Annotated in this window: 21 protein-coding genes; 15 read left to right on the forward strand and 6 right to left on the reverse strand. The window is 60.5% G+C overall.

Annotated features, from left to right (window positions below):
• Positions 1–5 precede the first annotated feature (5 nt).
• The 4 genes from KF821_02585 (at position 6) to KF821_02600 (ending at position 2,773) form a co-directional block, all read left to right on the forward strand.
• Positions 6–1,307 (forward strand): DUF4097 family beta strand repeat protein, encoded by a 1,302-nt coding sequence (locus KF821_02585; GenBank protein MBX3004697.1) that lies wholly within the window; start codon positions 6–8, stop codon positions 1,305–1,307.
• Entirely contained in the window at positions 1,300–1,893 is a 594-nt protein-coding gene (locus tag KF821_02590; GenBank protein ID MBX3004698.1) for a hypothetical protein, read from the forward strand. Before KF821_02585 ends, KF821_02590 begins: the two co-directional genes overlap by 8 nt.
• Positions 1,886–2,263, forward strand: coding sequence for a hypothetical protein (locus tag KF821_02595; GenBank protein MBX3004699.1), 378 nt, complete (start codon positions 1,886–1,888; stop codon positions 2,261–2,263). The genes KF821_02590 and KF821_02595 overlap by 8 nt, the downstream gene beginning before the upstream one ends.
• A 78-nt stretch (positions 2,264–2,341) precedes the next feature.
• Entirely contained in the window at positions 2,342–2,773 is a 432-nt protein-coding gene (locus tag KF821_02600) for a DUF309 domain-containing protein (GenBank protein ID MBX3004700.1), read from the forward strand.
• 1 nt (position 2,774) lies between these two features.
• Here KF821_02600 and KF821_02605 read toward each other — a convergent pair whose 3' ends face one another.
• Together KF821_02605 and KF821_02610 are read right to left on the reverse strand one after the other, a co-directional pair.
• The gene (locus tag KF821_02605) at positions 2,775–3,413 is read right to left on the reverse strand and encodes a cyclase family protein (protein ID MBX3004701.1); all 639 of its coding nucleotides are present in this window, start codon (positions 3,411–3,413) and stop codon (positions 2,775–2,777) included.
• Positions 3,414–3,475: 62 nt separating this feature from the next.
• Complete coding sequence (locus KF821_02610; protein MBX3004702.1) at positions 3,476–4,393, reverse strand: NAD-dependent epimerase/dehydratase family protein; 918 nt, start codon at positions 4,391–4,393, stop codon at positions 3,476–3,478.
• Positions 4,394–4,493: 100 nt separating this feature from the next.
• On the opposite strand from KF821_02610, the gene KF821_02615 reads away from it, so the two are divergent.
• From KF821_02615 to KF821_02640, 6 genes are all read left to right on the forward strand, one after another.
• Positions 4,494–5,147, forward strand: a complete 654-nt coding sequence (locus tag KF821_02615) for a hypothetical protein (protein ID MBX3004703.1) — start codon at positions 4,494–4,496, stop codon at positions 5,145–5,147.
• A 77-nt stretch (positions 5,148–5,224) separates the two neighbouring features.
• Positions 5,225–6,562 (forward strand): hypothetical protein, encoded by a 1,338-nt coding sequence (locus tag KF821_02620; protein ID MBX3004704.1) that lies wholly within the window; start codon positions 5,225–5,227, stop codon positions 6,560–6,562.
• Positions 6,563–6,570: 8 nt separating this feature from the next.
• Entirely contained in the window at positions 6,571–7,929 is a 1,359-nt protein-coding gene (gene ftsZ / locus KF821_02625) for a cell division protein FtsZ (protein MBX3004705.1), read from the forward strand.
• A gap of 10 nt (positions 7,930–7,939) precedes the next feature.
• The gene (locus KF821_02630; protein MBX3004706.1) at positions 7,940–8,173 is read left to right on the forward strand and encodes a hypothetical protein; all 234 of its coding nucleotides are present in this window, start codon (positions 7,940–7,942) and stop codon (positions 8,171–8,173) included.
• A 5-nt stretch (positions 8,174–8,178) separates the two neighbouring features.
• Complete coding sequence (locus KF821_02635; GenBank protein MBX3004707.1) at positions 8,179–8,466, forward strand: hypothetical protein; 288 nt, start codon at positions 8,179–8,181, stop codon at positions 8,464–8,466.
• A complete protein-coding gene (locus KF821_02640; GenBank protein ID MBX3004708.1) occupies positions 8,463–9,128 on the forward strand; it encodes a hypothetical protein in 666 nt (221 codons plus the stop codon). Before KF821_02635 ends, KF821_02640 begins: the two co-directional genes overlap by 4 nt.
• Before the next feature lies 1 nt (position 9,129).
• On the opposite strand, the gene KF821_02645 is transcribed toward KF821_02640, so the two are convergent.
• Together KF821_02645 and KF821_02650 are read right to left on the reverse strand one after the other, a co-directional pair.
• Entirely contained in the window at positions 9,130–9,354 is a 225-nt protein-coding gene (locus KF821_02645) for a hypothetical protein (GenBank protein ID MBX3004709.1), read from the reverse strand.
• 45 nt (positions 9,355–9,399) lie between these two features.
• Complete coding sequence (locus KF821_02650; GenBank protein ID MBX3004710.1) at positions 9,400–10,830, reverse strand: hypothetical protein; 1,431 nt, start codon at positions 10,828–10,830, stop codon at positions 9,400–9,402.
• 173 nt (positions 10,831–11,003) lie between these two features.
• Between KF821_02650 and KF821_02655 the strand changes: the two genes are divergently transcribed.
• Genes KF821_02655 through KF821_02665 form a run of 3 tightly spaced genes read left to right on the forward strand, consistent with a single transcriptional unit; the run spans position 11,004 to position 14,584 of the window.
• Positions 11,004–11,663 (forward strand): FadR family transcriptional regulator, encoded by a 660-nt coding sequence (locus KF821_02655; GenBank protein MBX3004711.1) that lies wholly within the window; start codon positions 11,004–11,006, stop codon positions 11,661–11,663.
• A 39-nt stretch (positions 11,664–11,702) separates the two neighbouring features.
• Positions 11,703–13,532: a 2-oxoacid:acceptor oxidoreductase subunit alpha gene (locus KF821_02660; protein ID MBX3004712.1), complete on the forward strand. Its 1,830-nt coding sequence runs from the start codon at positions 11,703–11,705 to the stop codon at positions 13,530–13,532.
• A 20-nt stretch (positions 13,533–13,552) separates the two neighbouring features.
• Positions 13,553–14,584: a 2-oxoacid:ferredoxin oxidoreductase subunit beta gene (locus KF821_02665; protein ID MBX3004713.1), complete on the forward strand. Its 1,032-nt coding sequence runs from the start codon at positions 13,553–13,555 to the stop codon at positions 14,582–14,584.
• Positions 14,585–14,636: 52 nt separating this feature from the next.
• Here the strand turns inward: KF821_02665 and KF821_02670 are convergent, their stop codons facing one another.
• The gene (locus KF821_02670) at positions 14,637–15,479 is read right to left on the reverse strand and encodes a universal stress protein (protein MBX3004714.1); all 843 of its coding nucleotides are present in this window, start codon (positions 15,477–15,479) and stop codon (positions 14,637–14,639) included.
• Positions 15,480–15,487: 8 nt separating this feature from the next.
• A complete protein-coding gene (locus KF821_02675; GenBank protein MBX3004715.1) occupies positions 15,488–16,507 on the reverse strand; it encodes a hypothetical protein in 1,020 nt (339 codons plus the stop codon).
• Between the two features lie 369 nt (positions 16,508–16,876).
• Between KF821_02675 and KF821_02680 the strand changes: the two genes are divergently transcribed.
• Together KF821_02680 and KF821_02685 are read left to right on the forward strand one after the other, a co-directional pair.
• On the forward strand, positions 16,877–17,779 hold the full coding sequence (locus KF821_02680) for a tyrosine-type recombinase/integrase (protein ID MBX3004716.1): 903 nt from the start codon (positions 16,877–16,879) through the stop codon (positions 17,777–17,779).
• A gap of 604 nt (positions 17,780–18,383) precedes the next feature.
• Positions 18,384–18,869: an HNH endonuclease gene (locus KF821_02685; GenBank protein ID MBX3004717.1), complete on the forward strand. Its 486-nt coding sequence runs from the start codon at positions 18,384–18,386 to the stop codon at positions 18,867–18,869.
• Positions 18,870–18,969 lie beyond the last annotated feature (100 nt).

Here is an 18,969-nt window from a genome sequence, read left to right on the forward strand (position 1 = left end):
ATACGATGGCACGCATTGAATTCCCGATCGACGATGAACCAGAAATTCGCATTGACGATGTGCGCGGCTCGCTGCAAGTGCGCGGCTGGAACGAGGAGCGCATTCGTATCGAGGCACGCAATGAGCAAGACCTGCACTTCACCAACACCGCCGGCCGCCTGACCCTGCGCGCCGATAATGACTGCACGCTACGCGTGCCGGTCGGCAGCACACTCAGCGTGCAACAGGTTGGCCGCGATGCGTACATTCAAAGCATCGAAGGCACCGTACAGGTGCAGCAGGTGGCCGGCTCGCTGACCCTGCGCAGCACAGGCGAAGCCACGCTGCAGGCAGTAGCCGGCAGCGTGGCGGCACGCGCCATCGAAGGCGATCTGACCATTCGCGCGGTTTCCGGCAATGCCAGCCTGCGCGACATCGAAGGCGATCTGACCATTGATGCGGTGGATGCGAACTTGGCGCTGCGCAATATCCAAGGCGACATTCGCGTCACCGCCGGCGGCAATGCCGACCTGCGCCTGGATGCCGAGGGCGGTGATGTGCATGTGCAAGCCAGTGGCAACTTGTTCTGCAATCTGGCCGATCCCAGCGATGCGCATGTGCGCCTGGAGAGCGGCGCCGAGAGCATCCACATTCGCACGCAAGACACCAAGAATTTCATCCAGTCCCCCAGCCATGAATTCACCTTGGGGGATGGCGGCCGCGATGTTTTGCTGCAGGCCGATGGCCTGATCGATTTCCGTAGCCGGGCCTACAAAGGCAGCGATATGGAGGACCTGGATTTTGACCTGGATCTGGACCTGGACCTGCTGGAAGCCAATGCCGGCCTGGCGGGTGAGATTACCGAGCAAGTCAGTGCCCAACTGGATGCCCAGTTGGAAAGCGTGAACGAGCAACTCAAAGAACTCCACGAGCGCCTGCGCCACACCAGTGAACGCAATGCCCAGCGTGCCCAACGCCGCATCGAAGCCGCCCAACGCCAGTTGCAGAGCAAATTACAATCGCGCAATGCCCGCGCCCATTCGCTGCAGACGCCGAAACAGGCAGCCCCAGTCAGCGAGCAGGAACGTATGATGATCTTGCAAATGGTGCAGGATAAAAAGATCAGCGTGAGCCAGGCCGAGATGTTGCTCAATGCGATCGAAGGCCGCCCTGTTTCTGTGCCTACACCGCCCACGCCGCCTCCGCCTACACCGCCCACGCCGCCTCCGCCTACACCGCCCACGCCGTCTACCCCTCGCACACCGCCTGCCCCGCCCGCCCCGCCGCATACGGTTGCTGATGAGCCCCAAGGAACAGACAATGCCTAATGCCCAACAACGCATGGATATCCTGCTGCGCCTGGAGCGCGGCGAGATCAGCCCGGCCGAAGCGGAGCGCCTGTTGAACGCGGCTAACGCGCCCGCCCCTGCCAGCACGCCGCGCATGGGCCTGCTGGAGCAGGTAGAGCGCGGTGAGCTGAGCGCCGATGAGGCCATCGAGCATTTGCTATCTACGCCCCCGGCGGCCCAGCCCCCCGCCGAGGAAGCACTGGAGCTTGCACCACAGCCGGCGCCGCGGCGAGCCGGTTGGGCGCTGCTGGGCTTTGGCCTGCTACTCATCATCGCCAGCGCATGGTGGATGCGCAGCAGCCTGCTGCTGCATGGCGGGCTGAGCCTGGGCTTCTTCTGCCTTTGGCTGCCATTTGCCGCCGGCCTGGGGCTGCTTGGCCTGGGCGTGGCCGCCCGCAAGCCACGCGGGGCGCAGCTCACCCTGCGTTCACGCAAAGCGGGCCAACGGCGCGATCTTTCGCGGCCGCTGCCGGAAGCCGTGTTGCGCGGCAAGCCGGCCACTTCACCCCCCACCCCGCCCGAGGCCAAGCCCGCTTCGGCCGGCTCAGGAGAACAGCATGGCTAGCAACGAAGAACGCATCAAGATCCTGCAAATGATCCAGGACGGCAAGATCAGCCCTGAAGACGGCACCAAACTGCTCGAGGCGCTGAACCGCAGTGCGGGGCTGCGCCCCACCCCGCCGCGGGTGCCCAGCCCCGCCGATGAGGGCCGCTACCTGCGCGTGCGCGTGACTGACGTGGTCACGGGCAAAGCCAAGGTGAGCGTCAACCTGCCGCTGACGCTGGTGGATGCGGGCATGAGCATCGCCTCCAACTTTGCGCCGCAAATTGCCCACGCCGACATCATGAGCGCCATCCGCAGCGGGCTGAGCGGAAAGATAGTAGATGTCGTTGATGAAGAAGACGGCGAGCACGTAGAAATCTTCCTCGAATAGCCGCAGCTAGCCTAGCAACAGCCAACGGCTACCCATCCGGGTAGCCGTTTTTGTTCTCCGCCACGCTATACTGCCTGCATGGCCGTGCGCGATCCCGATGAGATTTTTGTCACTCCCGAGCAACTGCCCAGCGCCTGCAGCGGCGCGCTGCACCCCGAGGCGCAGCGCGGCATCGCCCTGTTCAACGCCGGCCAGTACTGGGAGGCGCACGAGGCGCTGGAAAGCGCCTGGCGCGATGAAAGCGGCCCGGCGCGCCATCTGTATAAGGGGATCTTGCAAGCTGGCGTGATGTATTTGCAGATCCAGCGCGGCAACTATGTGGGCATGGCCAAGATGTATGAGCGCTGCAAGAAGTGGCTGCGCCCCTGGCCGCCGGTGTGCCGCGGCGTAGATGTTGAACAGTTGCGCGCCGATGTGGAAGCCGTTATGGCTGCGGCACAAAGGTTAGGGCCGCAGCAGCTAGGGAAATTTGATATGGGGTTGCTAAAGCCAGTTAGGGTACAAGCGTAGGCTAGACGCCCACCAAAACGGCACGCGCCGGCGCACCGTCGGTCTTATCCAGCTTCAGCGGCAGACACCAGAAGTTATACCGCCCCTGCGCCACCTGCGAGAGATTCAGCCCTTCGACGATCACCACCCCCGCTTTGAGCAGGGCCACATGCGTGGGCTGCGGCTCGGGGAAAGGCGCCACGGAGAGGTAATCCACCCCCACCAGCTTTACGCCGCGCTTCACCAGGTATTCCGCCGCGCTGACGTCAATGCCGACATAGTTCTCATCGAAGGGTTTGTAATCGCCCTTGGCCCATTGCTTCGAATTGCGCGTACGCACCAGCACGCGCTGCGTGCGCGGCGGAATGCCCGCCGCTTCAAGATGGCTGGGCAGCACGCGCTCGACACTATCTTCCAGATGCACCACATAGGCGCGGCCAATCAGCGTCTTCAGCGAGAGCCGCTCTACCGTGCTGCCATCTTTGATGAAGTGATAGGGGGCATCTACATGCGTGCCGGTATGCACGCCCATCTCAATGCGCGAGACGTTAGCCAGGGAGCCTTCTTCGATTTTTTGCACGCGTTGCAGGCTCACGCCGGGGTCACCCGGCCATACCGGCATGGAAGGATGGATTGTGAGGGTTACGTCGTAGGTTCGCATCTCTGGCGAGTATATAAGAGCGGGCCAATCGCGCGCCAGCGGAATCGGCGGCGGCTATCGGCTTACTCGGCGGCCGCGATCTTCCAATCCACGCCCTGCAAGTATTCCAAACGTTGTGAGAAGCGCGCCGGCATGAAATGAAAGCTGCGCGGCACGGTCTCCAGCTCACAGATGCGGTCAGCCGCCAGGTAATCCAGCCAATAGCTGGAGACCGGCAATTGCGGCGCCATGGTGTGCAGCAGCACATTCAGCAGCCGCAAATAGGATGGGCGCACCGCCAGCAAGCGGCGCGCGTGGCCGCTGCGTTCCATCACCAATTCCACAATGCGGCGGTAGGGAATGTGCTCCGGCCCGCCAATCTCATAGGTCTGCCCGATGGTGGTGGCGTCTTGCAGGCACCAGGCCAGGCAGGTCACCAGGTCCTCTACCCAGAGCGGCTGCACCAGTGCGCCGCCATCACCCGGAATGGGGAAGACGCGTGGCACGCGCGCCAGCAACTGCGCCAGGCGCACGGTGAAGTGATCGCCCGGGCCATAGACCAACCCACTGCGCAGAATGGTTGCCTGCAGCGAGCTCTGGCGGATGAATTCCTCGGCGATGCCTTTGGTTTTTAGCACCGGGTAAGCCGCGGCGCGATCCGCGTCCAGATGGCTGAGGTATACCAGCCGCGTCACGCCGGCATCGGCGGCGGTTTGCAGCAAGGTGCGCGTGCCGTCGATATCGGTGGCGCGCAAATCGTCCTCCGGGTCAGCCCAGTCAATGCCCGCCAGGTGGAACACGGTATCCACGCCCACCAGCGCGGCGCGCAGCCCGCGTGCATCCGCCAGGCTGCTCAGCGCCGCCTGCACGGCCACGCCGCGCGGCAACTGCGGGGTATGGCGTGAGGGGCGGATCAGCGTGCGCACCTGATGGCCTTCGGCCACCAAGCGCTGGATCAAGCGTTGGCCGATGAATCCGGGGCCGCCGGTGACCAAGATCATGCAGCGTTTTTACCATATTGGTGCAACCAAGAGCGGTTAAACTTGTTAACAATACATTGCCTGTTGCTTTAACTCCTTTTAAAGGCCAAGACGTACGCTTATGCCGAAGATGCAAACCGCCACCACCATTGACCGAGCTTCTGGCAACCCGCTATGGGTCCTGGCCAAAGTGATCTCCGTAGTGACCAGCCCGGCTGTGCTCAGCTTTGCCAGCATGTACCTGATGGGCGCCCAGATCAACGATGCGCGCTTCTGGCCCTGGGCGATCGCCTATGCCAGCTTTGGTTTCGTGCTGCCGCTGTTGTATCTGATCTATCTGATGCGCAAGGGTGAGGTCAGCGATTTCCACATGAAGGAACGCCGTGAACGCATCAAGCCGATGGCGTTTATCTTCATCGTGTTCAGCCTGGCCAGCCTGGTCTTCTACCTGCTGGATGTGCCGTATGTGATGCAAGTCTTCACCTACGTCGGCGCGCTGCAAGGGTTGCTGATGTTGCTGATCACGCTGAAGTGGAAGATCAGCGGCCACGGCGCCGGCATTGCGGCCTTCACCCTGTTGCTGTGGGGCTTGTTCGGCCCGGCCGCCGCGCCCTTCTTCCTGCTGATCCCGCTGGTGCTGTGGGCACGCGTCTACACCGACCGGCATGATCTGCCGCAGACGATCATCGGCGCATTGGCCGGCTTTGCCTTCATGGCTACCGCCCTGGCGCTCATCGCCGCCCGCTGCCCGGGGGCCGGCCTGGCCTGCTTCTAGGCCACCTAACGCGAGGTTCACCCACTTCGTCTTGCTAACCCAAGCCGAATTGGCACATCTCTTGCATCTATGCCAGCATGATGCTGGACATAACGGTGCAAGAGAACTCTTTTAAAGGCGCAGGCGTATTGAGCCGCCTGGGGGTGCATTACTTCCCCGATGGCGAGCACTATCACCTGGCCGATACGCTGACCTGGCTGCCCAAGCTGCAAGCCATGGGCGCCCATTGGGTGATACTGCAGGCCAACGCCGAACGTGCCATCCCCGAAGACTTCATTCGCAGCCTGACCGCCACAGGCATCCAACCCATCCTGCATTTTCAGCTAGCGCTCACCGACGACACCTCCGCCGAAACACTGCAGGGACTGTTTGATGCCTACGCCAAATGGGGCGTGCGCTATGTGGTGCTGTTTGATAAGCCCAATCTGCGCAGCCAGTGGCCCGCCAGCGGCTGGACCCAGCGCGGTTTGGTGCCGCGCTTCATGGAGCTGTTTACGCCGCTGGCCAAGGCGGCCATCGAAGCCGGATTAACCCCGGTGTTTCCGCCGCTGGAACCCGGCGGGGATTATTGGGATACCGCCTTCCTGCGCGGCGCACTGGAAACATTGGATCAGGCCGGCGAGGAAGTCTTGCTCGATCATCTGGCGCTGGGCGCGTATGCCTGGCTGGGCGACAAAGCGCTCACCTGGGGCGAGGGCGGCCCGGAACGCTGGCCCGCCACCTTGCCCTACTCCACCCCCGAAAACAGCCAGGATCAACGCGGCTTTCGTATCTTCGATTGGTACAACGCGGTCAGCCTGGCGGCCATCGGCCGCAGCCTGCCCACCATCCTGGTGGCCACCGGCTGCGCCGCCACGGGTGAAGGCGATACCGCGCGCATGCAAGAGCTACTCGTGACCCTGAAGCAGGCCGAGCTGCCCAGCAACGTGCTGGCCGCCGGCCTGTGGCTGCTGGCGGCTGAGGATGAGCATCCCGCCGCGGGCCAGGCCTGGTTCAGCGCCGAAGGCACGCCGCGCCCCCTGGCCGAGCAATTACTGGAGCCCGGGCGCCTGGCGGCGCACAGCTTCGCCCGCCCGGCAGATCCTGGCGAGGCGCAGGAAGACCTGCAAGGGGCAGCCCGCGCCCACAGCCTGCCTGAGGCCGCCGTGTGGTCGCCCAGCGAATTTGCCCCAAGCGCAAATGGCAAAGCCATTCGCCATTACCTCTTGTTGCCCGATGCCCATTGGCCGCTGCAAGCGGCCGCGAGCTTCGTGGCCGCGCACCAACCCACCATCGGCTATGTGTTGGCCGAGGCCGTACTGGCACAGCGTGTCACGCTGGCCGGCGGGCTGGAAGCCTTTGCCGATAGCACCTTACGCCAATTGATCCAAGCTGGCTGCCAGGTAGATCACCTGGCCAACGTAAGCCAGGAATAGGAGCCACCATGCAAGCAATCTTCACCCAGGAAACCCAACCAACCCCGCGGCCAGATGCAGCGATGCACGCTGAACAGCCACAGACCGAACGCTCGCAAAGCGAACGCACGGCCAGCGTGCATGGCCCCGTCATCAAGGTGCTTGGCCTGGGTGGCGGTGGCGGCAACGCAGTTGACCGCATGATCGAGCTGGGCCTGGAGAACATTGAGTTCATTGCCGCCAACACCGATTACCAGGTGCTGCAAAACAGCCTGGCCCCCACCAAGGTGCAGCTCGGCCCGCAGCTCACCCGCGGCCTGGGCGCCGGCGGCGATCCTGAGGTTGGCCGCCAGGCCGCCCTCGAGAGCCGCAAAGAGTTGCAGGCCGCGCTGGAAGGCGCCGATATGGTCTTCCTCACCGCGGGCATGGGCGGCGGCACCGGTACCGGCTCAATTGGCATTGCCGGTGAGGTGGCGCGCGAACTGGGCGCGGTAACCATTGCGGTGGTAACCATGCCGTTTAGCTTTGAAATGGGCCGCCGGCTCAAGAACGCTCAGGAAGGGCTGGGCTGGCTGCAACCGAATACAGATACGCTGATCGCGATCCCCAACGACCGCCTGCTGTACATCGCGCCCCAAGACATCCCCTTGGAGATGGCGTTCCGCATGGCTGATGATGTGTTGCACCAATCGGTGCAGGGCATTGCCGAGCTGGTGACCCAGCCCGGGCTGATCAACGTAGATTTTGCCCACGTGCGCAACATGATGTTGAAAGGCGGTGGCGCGTTGATGGCCATCGGCCACGGCAACGGTGAGGGCAAGGCGGTTAGCGCCGTGCAACAGGCCCTCAACCATCCCCTGTTGGAGAGCATCTCGCTCAAAGACGCTTCAGGCGTGATCGCTAACTTCAGCGGCGGAGATGATCTGAGCCTGTTTGAAGTCGGTGAGGCGCTAGGCTACCTGCGCGAGCTGGTGAACGAAGATGTGGAAGTGGTCATGGGCGTCTCGCATGACGAACGCCTGAACGAGCGCACCCAGGTGATCCTGGTGGTGACCGGTATCGGTGCCAAGAGCCTGGCCGACGTGCTGCCCGGCGCCGAACGCCTGCAGCCGTTGGCGCTGGGCGCCACGGCCGCACAGCGCGCCCCAGCCGTGGTGGCCGCCCCCGCGCTGGCCATGGCCGCAGCAGGCACCCCGGCCGGCGCGGAGATGCCCGTCGAGAACGAGCCGAGTGAAACCGCCTTCCAGGCTGGCTTGCAAATGCAGCCAGTGCAGGCGGAGATGGTGGCCGAGAGCATGCCCGCCATGCCGGTGGATGTGCTCAATGATCTTGACGTGCCGGCCTTCATGCGCAAGCGTGCCCGTTTCAACCTGCGCGTAGGCGAATAAGGAGCCCGCTATGGATGCTCGCATCGTTGGCGTGATTGCCAAGCAAATCCACCACCAGTTCCCTGAACTGGCGGGTGAACCCCCCAGTGTGCGCGCCCAGGCAGGTGCCAAAGGCCCTGCCGGCGCGACCTACTTGCTGACCTTTAAAGGGCGGCCGGTAGCGCAGGGGCCCAACCTGGCGCCTACGGTTCGCGTGGTGGCGGATTCCCAGGGCCACATCCTCAAGGTTACGACTTCACGGTAGCGCAGATGGCAACCCAAGTCGCTGATTGGTTGGCTCTCAAAGCATGGCAATTTGCGGTGCGCGCGCTTAGCCTGGTACGCCCCTTGGGCGCCAGCACACGGCGTGCTGCCCAACGGCTGCGCAGTCAGCCACTGCACGCTGCCCACAGCAGTGAGGCGGCCACTGCCGGCCCAGTACCCGTGAGCAGCCGCCAACCGGCGTGGCAGCGCGTGCTAGACAATTGGACGCTGGTAGCGGGCTGCGGCTGGCTACTGGGTCTGTGGTTGGGCATGTGGATCGCAGGTGTGTGGTGAGTACCCCAGGGCGCATTTCCACCCGCATGGTGTTTAGCGCCTTCCTGGTGCTGGGCGCGCTTTCGGGCTTCTTTCTGGGCAATCTGCGCAGTGTGCGCGCGGCTGAAGTGTTGAGCGCCAAAACCCCGGCTCAGACCACTAGCCTGATCGTAGTAGTCGATGACTTGAGCGCGGTCGCTCCGATTGTGCAAGCTGCCTGGCTGCTAAAACACAGCCCCCAAGGTGAGGCGGCCTGGCAACCAGTGTATCCGGCGCCATTGGCCAGCCAAAGCGCTTACGCCCTGCCCCACGAGGCGATTTACTGGGATGCCAATCAACACAGCAGCTTGGGCGGGCTGGCCACCTTGGCGCCGCTGCAACAGGCCGCACTGGCGTTTGATGAAAGCCTGGTGATCGACGAAATAGGCCTGGGCACGCTATTGGGCACCGCGCTGGCGCTGCCTAGCACGGCCGCCGAGCCCCAGGCCGCCCTGCAAGCCCAGGTGCAAGTGCTGCAAAGCCTGTGCGCCGCCAGCTGGCACAACGAACAGTTGGATCAATTTGTGGGCTTGATGCCCGAACACCTGCGCAGCTCGCTGAATGTCTTCGCCTGGATCACGCGCTGGGACCGTTGGGTGGCCGATGGCCAACCCATCCAATGCCGCCACCCCTGGGCCAGCTAGCTTAGGCCGCCTCGGTGGAGGCGGCGCCCCCGAGGGCACTCAAACGCATATAGTCACGATAAGCCTGCAGCGCCTGGTTCACCAGGCTACTGCGCTGGGCGCGCTGGCGATAATCGCCCCGCGGGCCGCGTGCATCCGCCAGGCGCACCACCGCGGTGGCCAGGCTTTGCGTGGTTTGCTGCACCGCGGCATCCAATAACTCCTGAGAGTGCAAATGTGTGTCCATACGGTCACCTCACTGCACCCAGTATATAGAACGTGCGTTCTAGTGTCAAGCACCTGAACGCAGCGAATCCTGCTCCAGGCTATAGCCGGCCAGCAACCAGGCCTCAATGCCCTCGTCAAGGGCGAGCAAGTTAGTGAAGCCCTTGCGTTCCAACAGAGAAATGGCGATGGTGGAGCGCGTGCCGGCCTTGCAATGCACCAGCAAGGCCTCCTGCGGTGCGCCTACCTGCTCCGCCTGCGTATCTGGCAGCAAGCCTGCTTCCACTAGTTTGGCGCCAGGCAGGCGGCCGCCCGCCCATTCGTGCGACTGGCGAACATCCAGGATCGGCGGCGATTGCTTGGCGTCGATCCACTCTTTCAGCGTGCGCGCCGAGACCGTCTCCACCTTGCTGAGCGCCAAGCCCGCCTCGTCCCAGGCGCGCATGCCGCCTTCCAGGTAGCCGGCAATCTGGTCATAGCCCACTCGGATCAATTGCAGCACCGCCTCGTTGAGCTCGGCGGGCGCGTCGGCCACCAAGACGATGGGCGCATCCGGCGGCACCACCCAGCCCGCCCAGGTGCTGAGCGGCGCGAACACAGGGATGCCGAACGCCTGGGGGATATGCCCGGAGAGGAAGCGCTCCGCATCGCGCACATCCAGCACGATCGCCCCGGCCTCCACGGCGGCTTGCAGGGCCGCCGGGCTGAGGCCGGGCGGCTGCGGAATACTGGGCAACACGGGCGGCCCCTGGCGGTTCACCGCCGGCAGGCGCTTATAGTACTCAGGAAAGCCCAGGCCCGCGGTGGCGGCGCGTACGAATTCTTCTTCATCCTTGATCTGGAAGAAGGGATTGGTCTGGCGCTCTTTGCCTATGGTGGAGCTCCGCTCGCCGCCGGCAGCGGTATTGCAGAAGGAGCCCGCGCCGTGCGTGGGATATACCGGCAACTCATCCGGCAGCGTGGCAAATTTTTGCATGGTAGCAAACAAGGCGCGCGCCAGCGGCACGGTGTTTTCGTCGCCATGCAGATCCGTGCGGCCGGTGCCGCCTACGATCAGCGAACCGTCGCTGAACAGGGCCAGCGGCGTGCTATCGCCTTGGGCACGGGCAATAAAGCTGATGTGTTCGCGGCTGTGGCCCGGGCTGCTGACGACGTGCAGCTCCAGCTGGCCTAGGGCGAGCACATCACCATCCTGCAGGGTACGATGCGGGAATTGGCTGTTGCCGGCGGCGCTGGCGCCAATCTGGTACCCGCTGGCCGGGTCGGCGGCGCGCAGTGCCGCGCCGAGCTGGTGCACGCCGGAGATGAAATCGGCGTGCAAGTGGGTTTCCAGGCCATAGACAATGCGGTAGCCATGTTCTTGCGCGGCGCGCACAAACTTTTCAACGTCTCGCTCCGGGTCAATCACCACCGCCTGTTTGCTGGCCGGGTCGGCCACCAGGTACATGGAGTTGCCCAGGGTTTGATTGACAAAGGGGATGATGTGGATTTGGCTCATTGCAGTCCCTATATTGGCGTTCGGAATGCCCTAAGGGTACAGGAAAGTGCGGCGATTTGGCTTATCAATTTTTAGAACAAAGCCAGCCTACTTGACTCAACCATTGATACGGGCTATACTAAATTCATCATAATAATCTGATTAATACGCCTTTTTACTTGATCAGAGGCTTTATGCTAAAAGACGCCGCCCCCTTCGACTTTATTAAATACCTTGCCAACGGCAATGGCAGTGATCGCCTGCCGTCACTGCAAGAATTGAGCGCGGAACACGGCGTAAGTATCTCCGTTTTACGTGAACAACTGCAAGTGGCGCGTGCCCTCGGCTTCGTGGAGGTGCGCCCGCGCACCGGTATCAAGCGCCTGCCCTACACCTTTGCCCCGGCGGTGCGCGAGAGCCTGTTCTATGCCATGGAGCGCGACGAGGCCGCCTTTGACCGCTTCTCGGATGTGCGCCGCCACCTGGAACGCGTGTACTGGTTTGAAGCCGTGCAGCGCTTGACGGCGGATGACATCCAGCACCTGCGTACCCTGGTGGCGCGCGCCGAAGAGATGCTCAAAGGCCAACCGATCCGCGTGCCGCACAACGAGCACCGCGAACTACACCTGGTGATTTACCAACACTTGCAGAACCCCTTTGTGATCGGCTTGCTGGAAGCCTACTGGGAAGCCTACGAGCAGGTTGGCCTGAGTTTGTACACCGGCCTGGCCTACCAGCGCAAAGTGTGGGATTCACATCACCAAATCGTGGAAGCAATTGCGGAGAAAGATTTTGTGCGCGGCCACCAGCTTCTGGTCAGCCACTTTGATCTGATCGACAAGCGTAACGAGTAACGCCCAAACCCGGCGTCTCTAGTCAACCAAGGAGAAGTAATGGCAACACCGCAGGTGCAAGAAACTCAACAACAAGGAACCGGAGGCAAAGCCGTAGTCAACGACTTTTCAATGACTGTGGCCACGAAGAACGGCTCCGGCAGCCAGACTTCGAATCTGACGCTGCTGCGGGCGCTGTTCAAGATGGGCATTCCCGTCTCGGGCAAGAACCTGTTCCCCTCCAACATTCAGGGCCTGCCCACCTGGTACACCATTCGCCTGAGCAAGCAGGGCTACCTGGCCCGCCGCGCCACGCACGAAATTGTGGTGGCGATGAACGAGGACACCTTTGTTGATGACCTGGCGAGTGTCGCCCCGGGTGGCGCGTTCTACTACGGCGACCACTTGAAGTTTGAGATCAATCGCAGCGATATTTCGGTGTACTCCTTCCCGGCCAAGAAGTTTGCCAAGGAATCGAGCGCGCCGGCAACCCTGCGTGATTACGTTGCCAACATGGCCTACGTCGGTGTGCTGGTGCACATGCTGGATATTGACATGGGCAAGATCCGCGAGGCCCTGGAGTATCACTTCGACGGCAAAGAGAAGCCGATCGCCATCAACATGGGCGTGATCGAAGCTGCCTACGAATGGGCCAAGACCAACTTGACCAAGACCGACCCCTACCGCGTAGAAGCGATGGACAAGACCGCGGGCTTCATCATGGCGGATGGCAACACCGCCGGCGCGCTGGGCGCCATCTTCGGTGGCGTGCAGTTCATGGCCTGGTATCCGATCACGCCGGCCTCCAGCGTGGCCGAAGGCGTCAGCCAGAACATCGATAAGTTCCGCACCAAGGAAGGCCAGCAGGGCAAGACCTATGGCATCGTGCAGGCCGAAGACGAGCTGGCCGCCATCGGTATGGCGGTCGGCGCCGGCTGGTCAGGCTTGCGCGCCATGACCTCCACCTCAGGCCCGGGCATCAGCTTGATGACCGAATTCGTCGGCCTGGCTTACTACGCCGAGATCCCTGTGGTGATCTGGGATGTGCAGCGCGTTGGCCCCAGCACGGGCTTGCCCACGCGCACCTCGCAGGGCGACATTCTCTCCACCTACCTGCTCGGCCACGGCGACACGCAGCACATCCTGCTGCTGCCCGGTTCGGCCAGCGAGTGCTTCGAGTTCGGCTGGAAATCCTTTGATATCGCCGAGCGTATGCAGACCCCGGTGTTCGTGATGAGTGACCTCGATCTGGGGATGAACACCTGGATGACCAAGCCCTTCGAATACCCCAACACGCCGATGGACCGCGGCAAGATCCTCTGGGAAGAGGACCTGGAGCAGTTGAAGGACTGGCAACGCTACAAAGACATCGACGGTGACGGTATCCCTTACCGCACCGCCCCGGGCAACAAGCATCCGCGCAGCGCCTGGTTCGCCCGCGGCACCGGCCACAACGATGCCGCCAAGTACAGCGAACGCAGCGAGGACTGGGAGCGCAACATGCAGCGTCTGCGCCGCAAGTTCATCACCGCCGCCAGCTATGTGCCCAAGCCGGAAGTGCTCGGCGATGGCAAAGCCAAGGTGGGCATCCTTTCCTACGGCTCGGCCGACCCGGCCATCCTGGAAGCACGCGACTACCTGGCCGAGGGTGGCATCGCCACCGATTATCTGCGCCTGCGCGCGGTGCCCTTCACCGATGAAGTCAAAACCTTCATCGAGAACCACGAGCACATCTATGTGATCGAAATGAACCGCGACGGCCAGATGCACAAGATTTTGCGCCTGGAATACCCCGAGCAGACGATGAAACTGATCTCATTGGCCAAGCATGACGGCATGCCGCTGACGGCCAAATGGGTGCAAGAAGCCATTGAGCTTCAGGAGAAGTAGCCATGACGGATACCGTACAAATGCCCAACGTACAGCTCAACCTGGTCGGGCTGTCCAAGAACGATTACCGCGGCGCCCCCACGACCCTGTGCGCCGGCTGCGGGCACAACTCGATCTCCAACCAGATCATCGCCGCAGCCTATGAGCTGAACGTGGTGCCTGAGGAAATGATCAAGCTGAGCGGCATCGGCTGCTCCAGCAAGAGCCCGGCCTACTTCCTCAATCGCAGCTTCGGGTTCAACAGCCTGCATGGCCGCATGCCCTCGGTGGCCACCGGCGCCATGTTTGGCGATCACCGCATGCGCGCCCTGGCGGTAAGCGGTGACGGTGACACCACCAATATCGGCATGGGCCAGTTCAAGCACATCATGCGCCGCAATGTGCCCATGGTCTACATTGTCGAGAACAACGGCGTCTACGGCCTGACCAAGGGCCAGTTCTCCGCCACGGCGGAAAAGGGCCTGCGCCTGAAGTACCAGGGCCTCAACCCGTTCACCCCGGTGGACGTGGTGGAAGAGGCGATGGCGTCCGGCGCCACCTTCGTCGCACGCTCGTTTGCGGGCGACGCCAACCAGGTCAAGGCGCTGATCAAGGCTGCGCTGAGCCACAATGGCCTGGCGGTGCTCGACATCATCAGCCCGTGTGTCACCTTCAATAACGAAGATGACTCGCGCCACTCCTACGGCTGGGGCCGCGAGCACCAAGAGCCGCTGCACGACTTCACCTTCGTGCCGCGCGAGCAGGAGATCCAGCTCGACGAGTTCCCCGAAGGCACCACCAAGACCGTAACGATGCACGACGGCGCCACCATCGTGCTCAAGAAGATCGACCGTGATTACGATCCCACCAATCGCTCCGCCGCCATGCGCCTAATGGAAGATGCGCGCAACGAAGCCGTTTTGCTGACCGGCTTGGTGTATGTAGAGCCTAACCAGCCTTCGCTGACCGATGTGGCTGACCTGCCCAGTGACCGCGCGCTCAACCGCATGACCGAGGCCGACCTGCGCCCGGATAAGCAACTGATCGATGTTGCCAACGCGATGATGTTCTAAGCGGCAAGCGCACAAAAAACAAAAAGGGCCTCGTTCGAGGCCTTTTTTTATCCTATCTTTCGCCTACTGGCAGCGGCACCACCAGCACCGGCACGCGTGCCTGGTGCGTGACCGCCTTGGCCACATTATCGATCAGAAAATCCTGCCAGCTGCCGCTGCCGTGGCGGCCAAGTACGATCAGGTCGTACTCACCCTCGTGCGCCTCGGCCAGAATCTCATCCACCACCAGGCCGTGGCGCACCTTGGGCACGACGTTCAATGGGGCTTGCGCCAGCAGTGCTACGCGCGCCGCCTGCAGCCACTGGCCTTCCTCGCTGCCCTGCTCGATCAACTGCTCAGCACTGGCGGCCAGCTCCCAGCCGCTGACTTGGTAGCTGGCACCCATTTGCGACATCACATGCAATAAAGTGACCTCGCTCTCGGCGGTGAGCAGGCCGCCGGCTTGCTGTAGGAACACAGGCAGGGTGCGCAAAGTCTGCGGCCCGCTGTGCAAGAGCAGGATGCGCCGCGGCGGGCGCAGCGCCCCGCGCGCCAGCAACACGGCGCAGGGCGCATTGGCCAGCACGCGTTCGCTGGGCGTAGCCAGCAACTGCCCGAAGAAGGCTTCGGGCTTGCTGGGCGCGATCACCACCAGGTCCGCCGCATTCTCATGAGCGAAATGCACAACCTGTTCCGCCGCGCCGCCCAGGCTGAGCTGTAGGTTCGGTTGCAGCCCAAGAGCCTGCGCCTGCTGCCGTTGTGCTTGCAACGCATCCCGGGCGCTGGCACGCTCTTCCGGGCGCGCGATCACTTGCAGCAAGCTGCACGAGGCGCCTGTCGCGGCCACCACCCTTAGCCCATAGTGCAACAGTGCCTCATCGGCAGGAAGCTGGACGTTCGCGATGACAATATGCATAAACCCTCTTACACCACCAGTAGAATCAAGGGGACCAAAAAAATCAGGGCAACAAAGGCGGCCAGGTTACGGTTGTGGCTGACCAACCACTGCACGAAGCGCAGCACAGCCTGCTCATAGCGAGCGTAGATCAAGCTCAATAGAAGAGCAGAAACCAACGAGATGCTGATCATCTCCACCAGCACCACGGTGAACGCGGCGGGGTTGCCCAGCAAGACCGCCGCCAGCAAGGTATCGACAAAGGTGGTGATGTTGGCGCCCATGATATAGGGGATCACATTCTCGCGGCGCACGAATCCGCGCTGGCTGAGCGGCACCAGGATCGAGATCGAGACGCTGACCGACATGGATACCAGCGTGATCAGCGCACCCAGCGCAAACATCACGAAGGGCCGATAGGCCAGGCGCGAGAGCTTGCCGAAGCGGCTATTCTTGAGCGCCTCGGTGGGCAGCAACTCATCGAACAGATGGAAGCTGAGCAAGATAACGCCCATGCCGACCACAAACAGCATCCAGCCAGGCAGCCAAGCATCCAACCGGCTGACCACCGGGTCAAACAAGCCATCGATCAACGAAGTCAGCAGCGCCCCGCTCTGCAGTTGTACGCCATCCAACACGCCACTGGTGAGCAGCAGATAGCCCGGCAGCAAGGCGATCAAATAGGTGCTGCCAGTAACACACAAGGAGACCAGCCCCATGCCCAAGCTATCGGCACGGTTGCGGCCGCGCACCACATACACGAAGCCGATCAACAGCACCACCAGGCTGGCGCCCAGACGGCTACCGGTGATCATGGCAAAGGCATCCACGGCGCGCACCACCCCGGCATCGAGGAAGGTCAGCGCGGCGGCGGCCACCGGCGAGCCGCTCATCACGCCATAGGCAAAGAGCCAACCAAAGCCGAGGCTATTGGCAAAATTCTCGAGGGAGAAGGTACGTTGGATAAAGGGGCCCAGCTCACGCGCGCCGGCCTTCATCAAGCTGATGGCGAGGATGAACAGCCACAAGCTGAACAGGAACAGCAGCACCCGGCTGGCGGCGGCGATAGCCCGCGGCCAGCGGGCGGCAGACGCTGGCGGTGAAGGAGCATGCTTTGGGGAAGCGATGCCGAATTATACCGAGGCCCTTGCGCAGCCACGATGCGCAGCTACGCTGCGCGGGAGAAGGCTGCGCCTTCTCCATACGGGTACTGTGCGCAGCCACGATGCGCAGCTACGCTGCGCGAGAGAAGGCTGCGCCTTCTCCATGCGGTTACTCCCACCCCGCGCTAGCGGTATAATCTAGGCTCCTCGCGGGTGTCGCCAAGTGGTAAGGCACTTGCTTCCCAAGCAAGCATTCGCTTTCTACCTCTTTCAAATCCCAAAATCAAACAAAACCACCGTAAAACAAGGTGGTTTATGCTTTCAAACAAGAAAACGCGTGAAGAATGGGCACTTGCTTCAGCAGGTTTACAGGATGCTTATACGGACTTCATACTATCTCGTCAAGCAATTCTGTGCTCAGAGCAAACAATCAAATGGTACGGGTACACAGCTGGGAACTTCATAGGGTGGCTTAAGGAGAATAACGTAGGCCACCCAGCAGAGATACAGGCTAGGCATGTAAGGCTGTTCTTAGCTGAACTGGTTGGCAAGGGGTTGAAAGACAGCTCTGTAAACGGCTATGCAAGATCTATAAAAACGCTTCTGAAATTCCTTCATGCGGAAGGCTACACACCTATAGAAACCAAGTTTTCAATGCCAGCGGTAGCAAAGAAGCGACTGCCAATCATTACTGCAGAAGAACTAAGGCACATTCTGGCCTCTACTGGCCTTCGCGATACGGCCCTAATCATGCTATTGGTTGATTCAGGACTAAGAAGAGCCGAACTGTGTGCATTGAATTGGGAAGATATAGATCTAGAGAATGGTGCAATTCAAGTTCATAGAGGCAAGGGCGGAAAGGCCCGAATTGTGGTAATTGGGGCAAAAACCCGCCGAGCATTGCTACGCTACCGAAGAACGATTGAAGCCAAGCACAATTCCCCTGTAATACAAACAAGAGATGGCTTTCGCGTTACATTTGGTGGCCTGCGCTCAATTCTATTAAGAATCAGTAAACGCACTGGCATTCATATCACTCCCCATGCCCTAAGAAGAACTTTTGCCACCCTTTCACTTCGGGCTGGAATGAACCCCTTGCATTTACAGGGTCTATTAGGCCACTCATCTCTAGAGATGACCAATCACTATGTTCAGATGCTGGACGATGATCTGCAAGTAGCACATAGAACATTTGGGCCGATAGACAACCACCTGTGACCCCCCCATTGCTACAGAAAATCTGAACTTCAGATTATGGTATCTGCTTGGTTGTGTAGACCGGGGGGCCTCTAGCATTTTCATTACCGCTTCTCGAGGCCAAATGGTGCATTTGAGGAGCAGAAGATGGATATTGCTCCTATCAAATTGCGCTGGCGATAGGTTGTATTGGAAGCATACAGGCCAAGTTCGCCTGCAATGGTTATCGGTGGTTTCTCGGTGTGGTTTTCGGGCCTATTTCGGGGTCGATTCGGGCTGTTTCGGAGCCGAAAATGCCAGATCCTTAGTGTTTTGCACCCAATTTTATTGTGAAAATGCAATAAAGCCAAGCTTCCCGGGCACAAAAAGTAAGATTTTAGTGGCCTATAGCGTCTATATATAGCTAAAATAGGCACACAAATTATTAAAATGGGTCATTTTCTCGAACTTTCAGTATAATTAATATAGAAGATTAAAGTTTAGCTTTTTAGGTTCGCCACCAATAACCACAGCGTAACTGTATCCCAACGAGAAATTTAAAATAATAGCTTTTGCTGGGCAAGGCAGCTTATCAGCTGTATTTTGCGTTTAACTTACTTTTATTCAGGAGAATTATGACAACACAATGAATACTTTTATTACAAACAAAAATCTAGAAAGGAGATTTTGGTCAAAGGTAGACAAGGGAGCAATTGAAGAGTGCTGGAATTGGACAGGGGCAAAACAGACAAAGGGTTATGGATCCTTCGGAGTTGGTCCTGGAAAGACTCAATTAGCACATCGAGTGGCATACATGTTAAAGGAGGGGCCAATACCGCGTGGGCTAGTGATTATGCACATCTGTGATAACAGGCTGTGTTGTAATCCCAGACACCTTAAAGTTGGAACAATTGCGGACAATAATCATGATGCGATCTCAAAGGGGCGAAATGCAATAGGGGAAAGAAACGGAAATTCAAAACTTACAGAAGAACAAGTGAAGGATATTAGAAAGTTATACGGGACTGGGGATTATACGAACCGCCAACTGGCACAAATGTATAAAATGAGCGACAGTGCCATTTACTCCATTACTAAAAACAAATACTGGAAACTACCTCTTGCAGGGTAGCCCACAACTACAAATTTTCTGGCTAAACTAATACAATGCAATGCCTAGGCTGGAAATGACATATTAAGGGGATAGTAGATACTAGGACTACTCAACAAAG

It is taken from the genome of Anaerolineales bacterium (genome assembly GCA_019637755.1).
Classification (GTDB): domain Bacteria; phylum Chloroflexota; class Anaerolineae; order Anaerolineales; family UBA11579; genus JAMCZK01.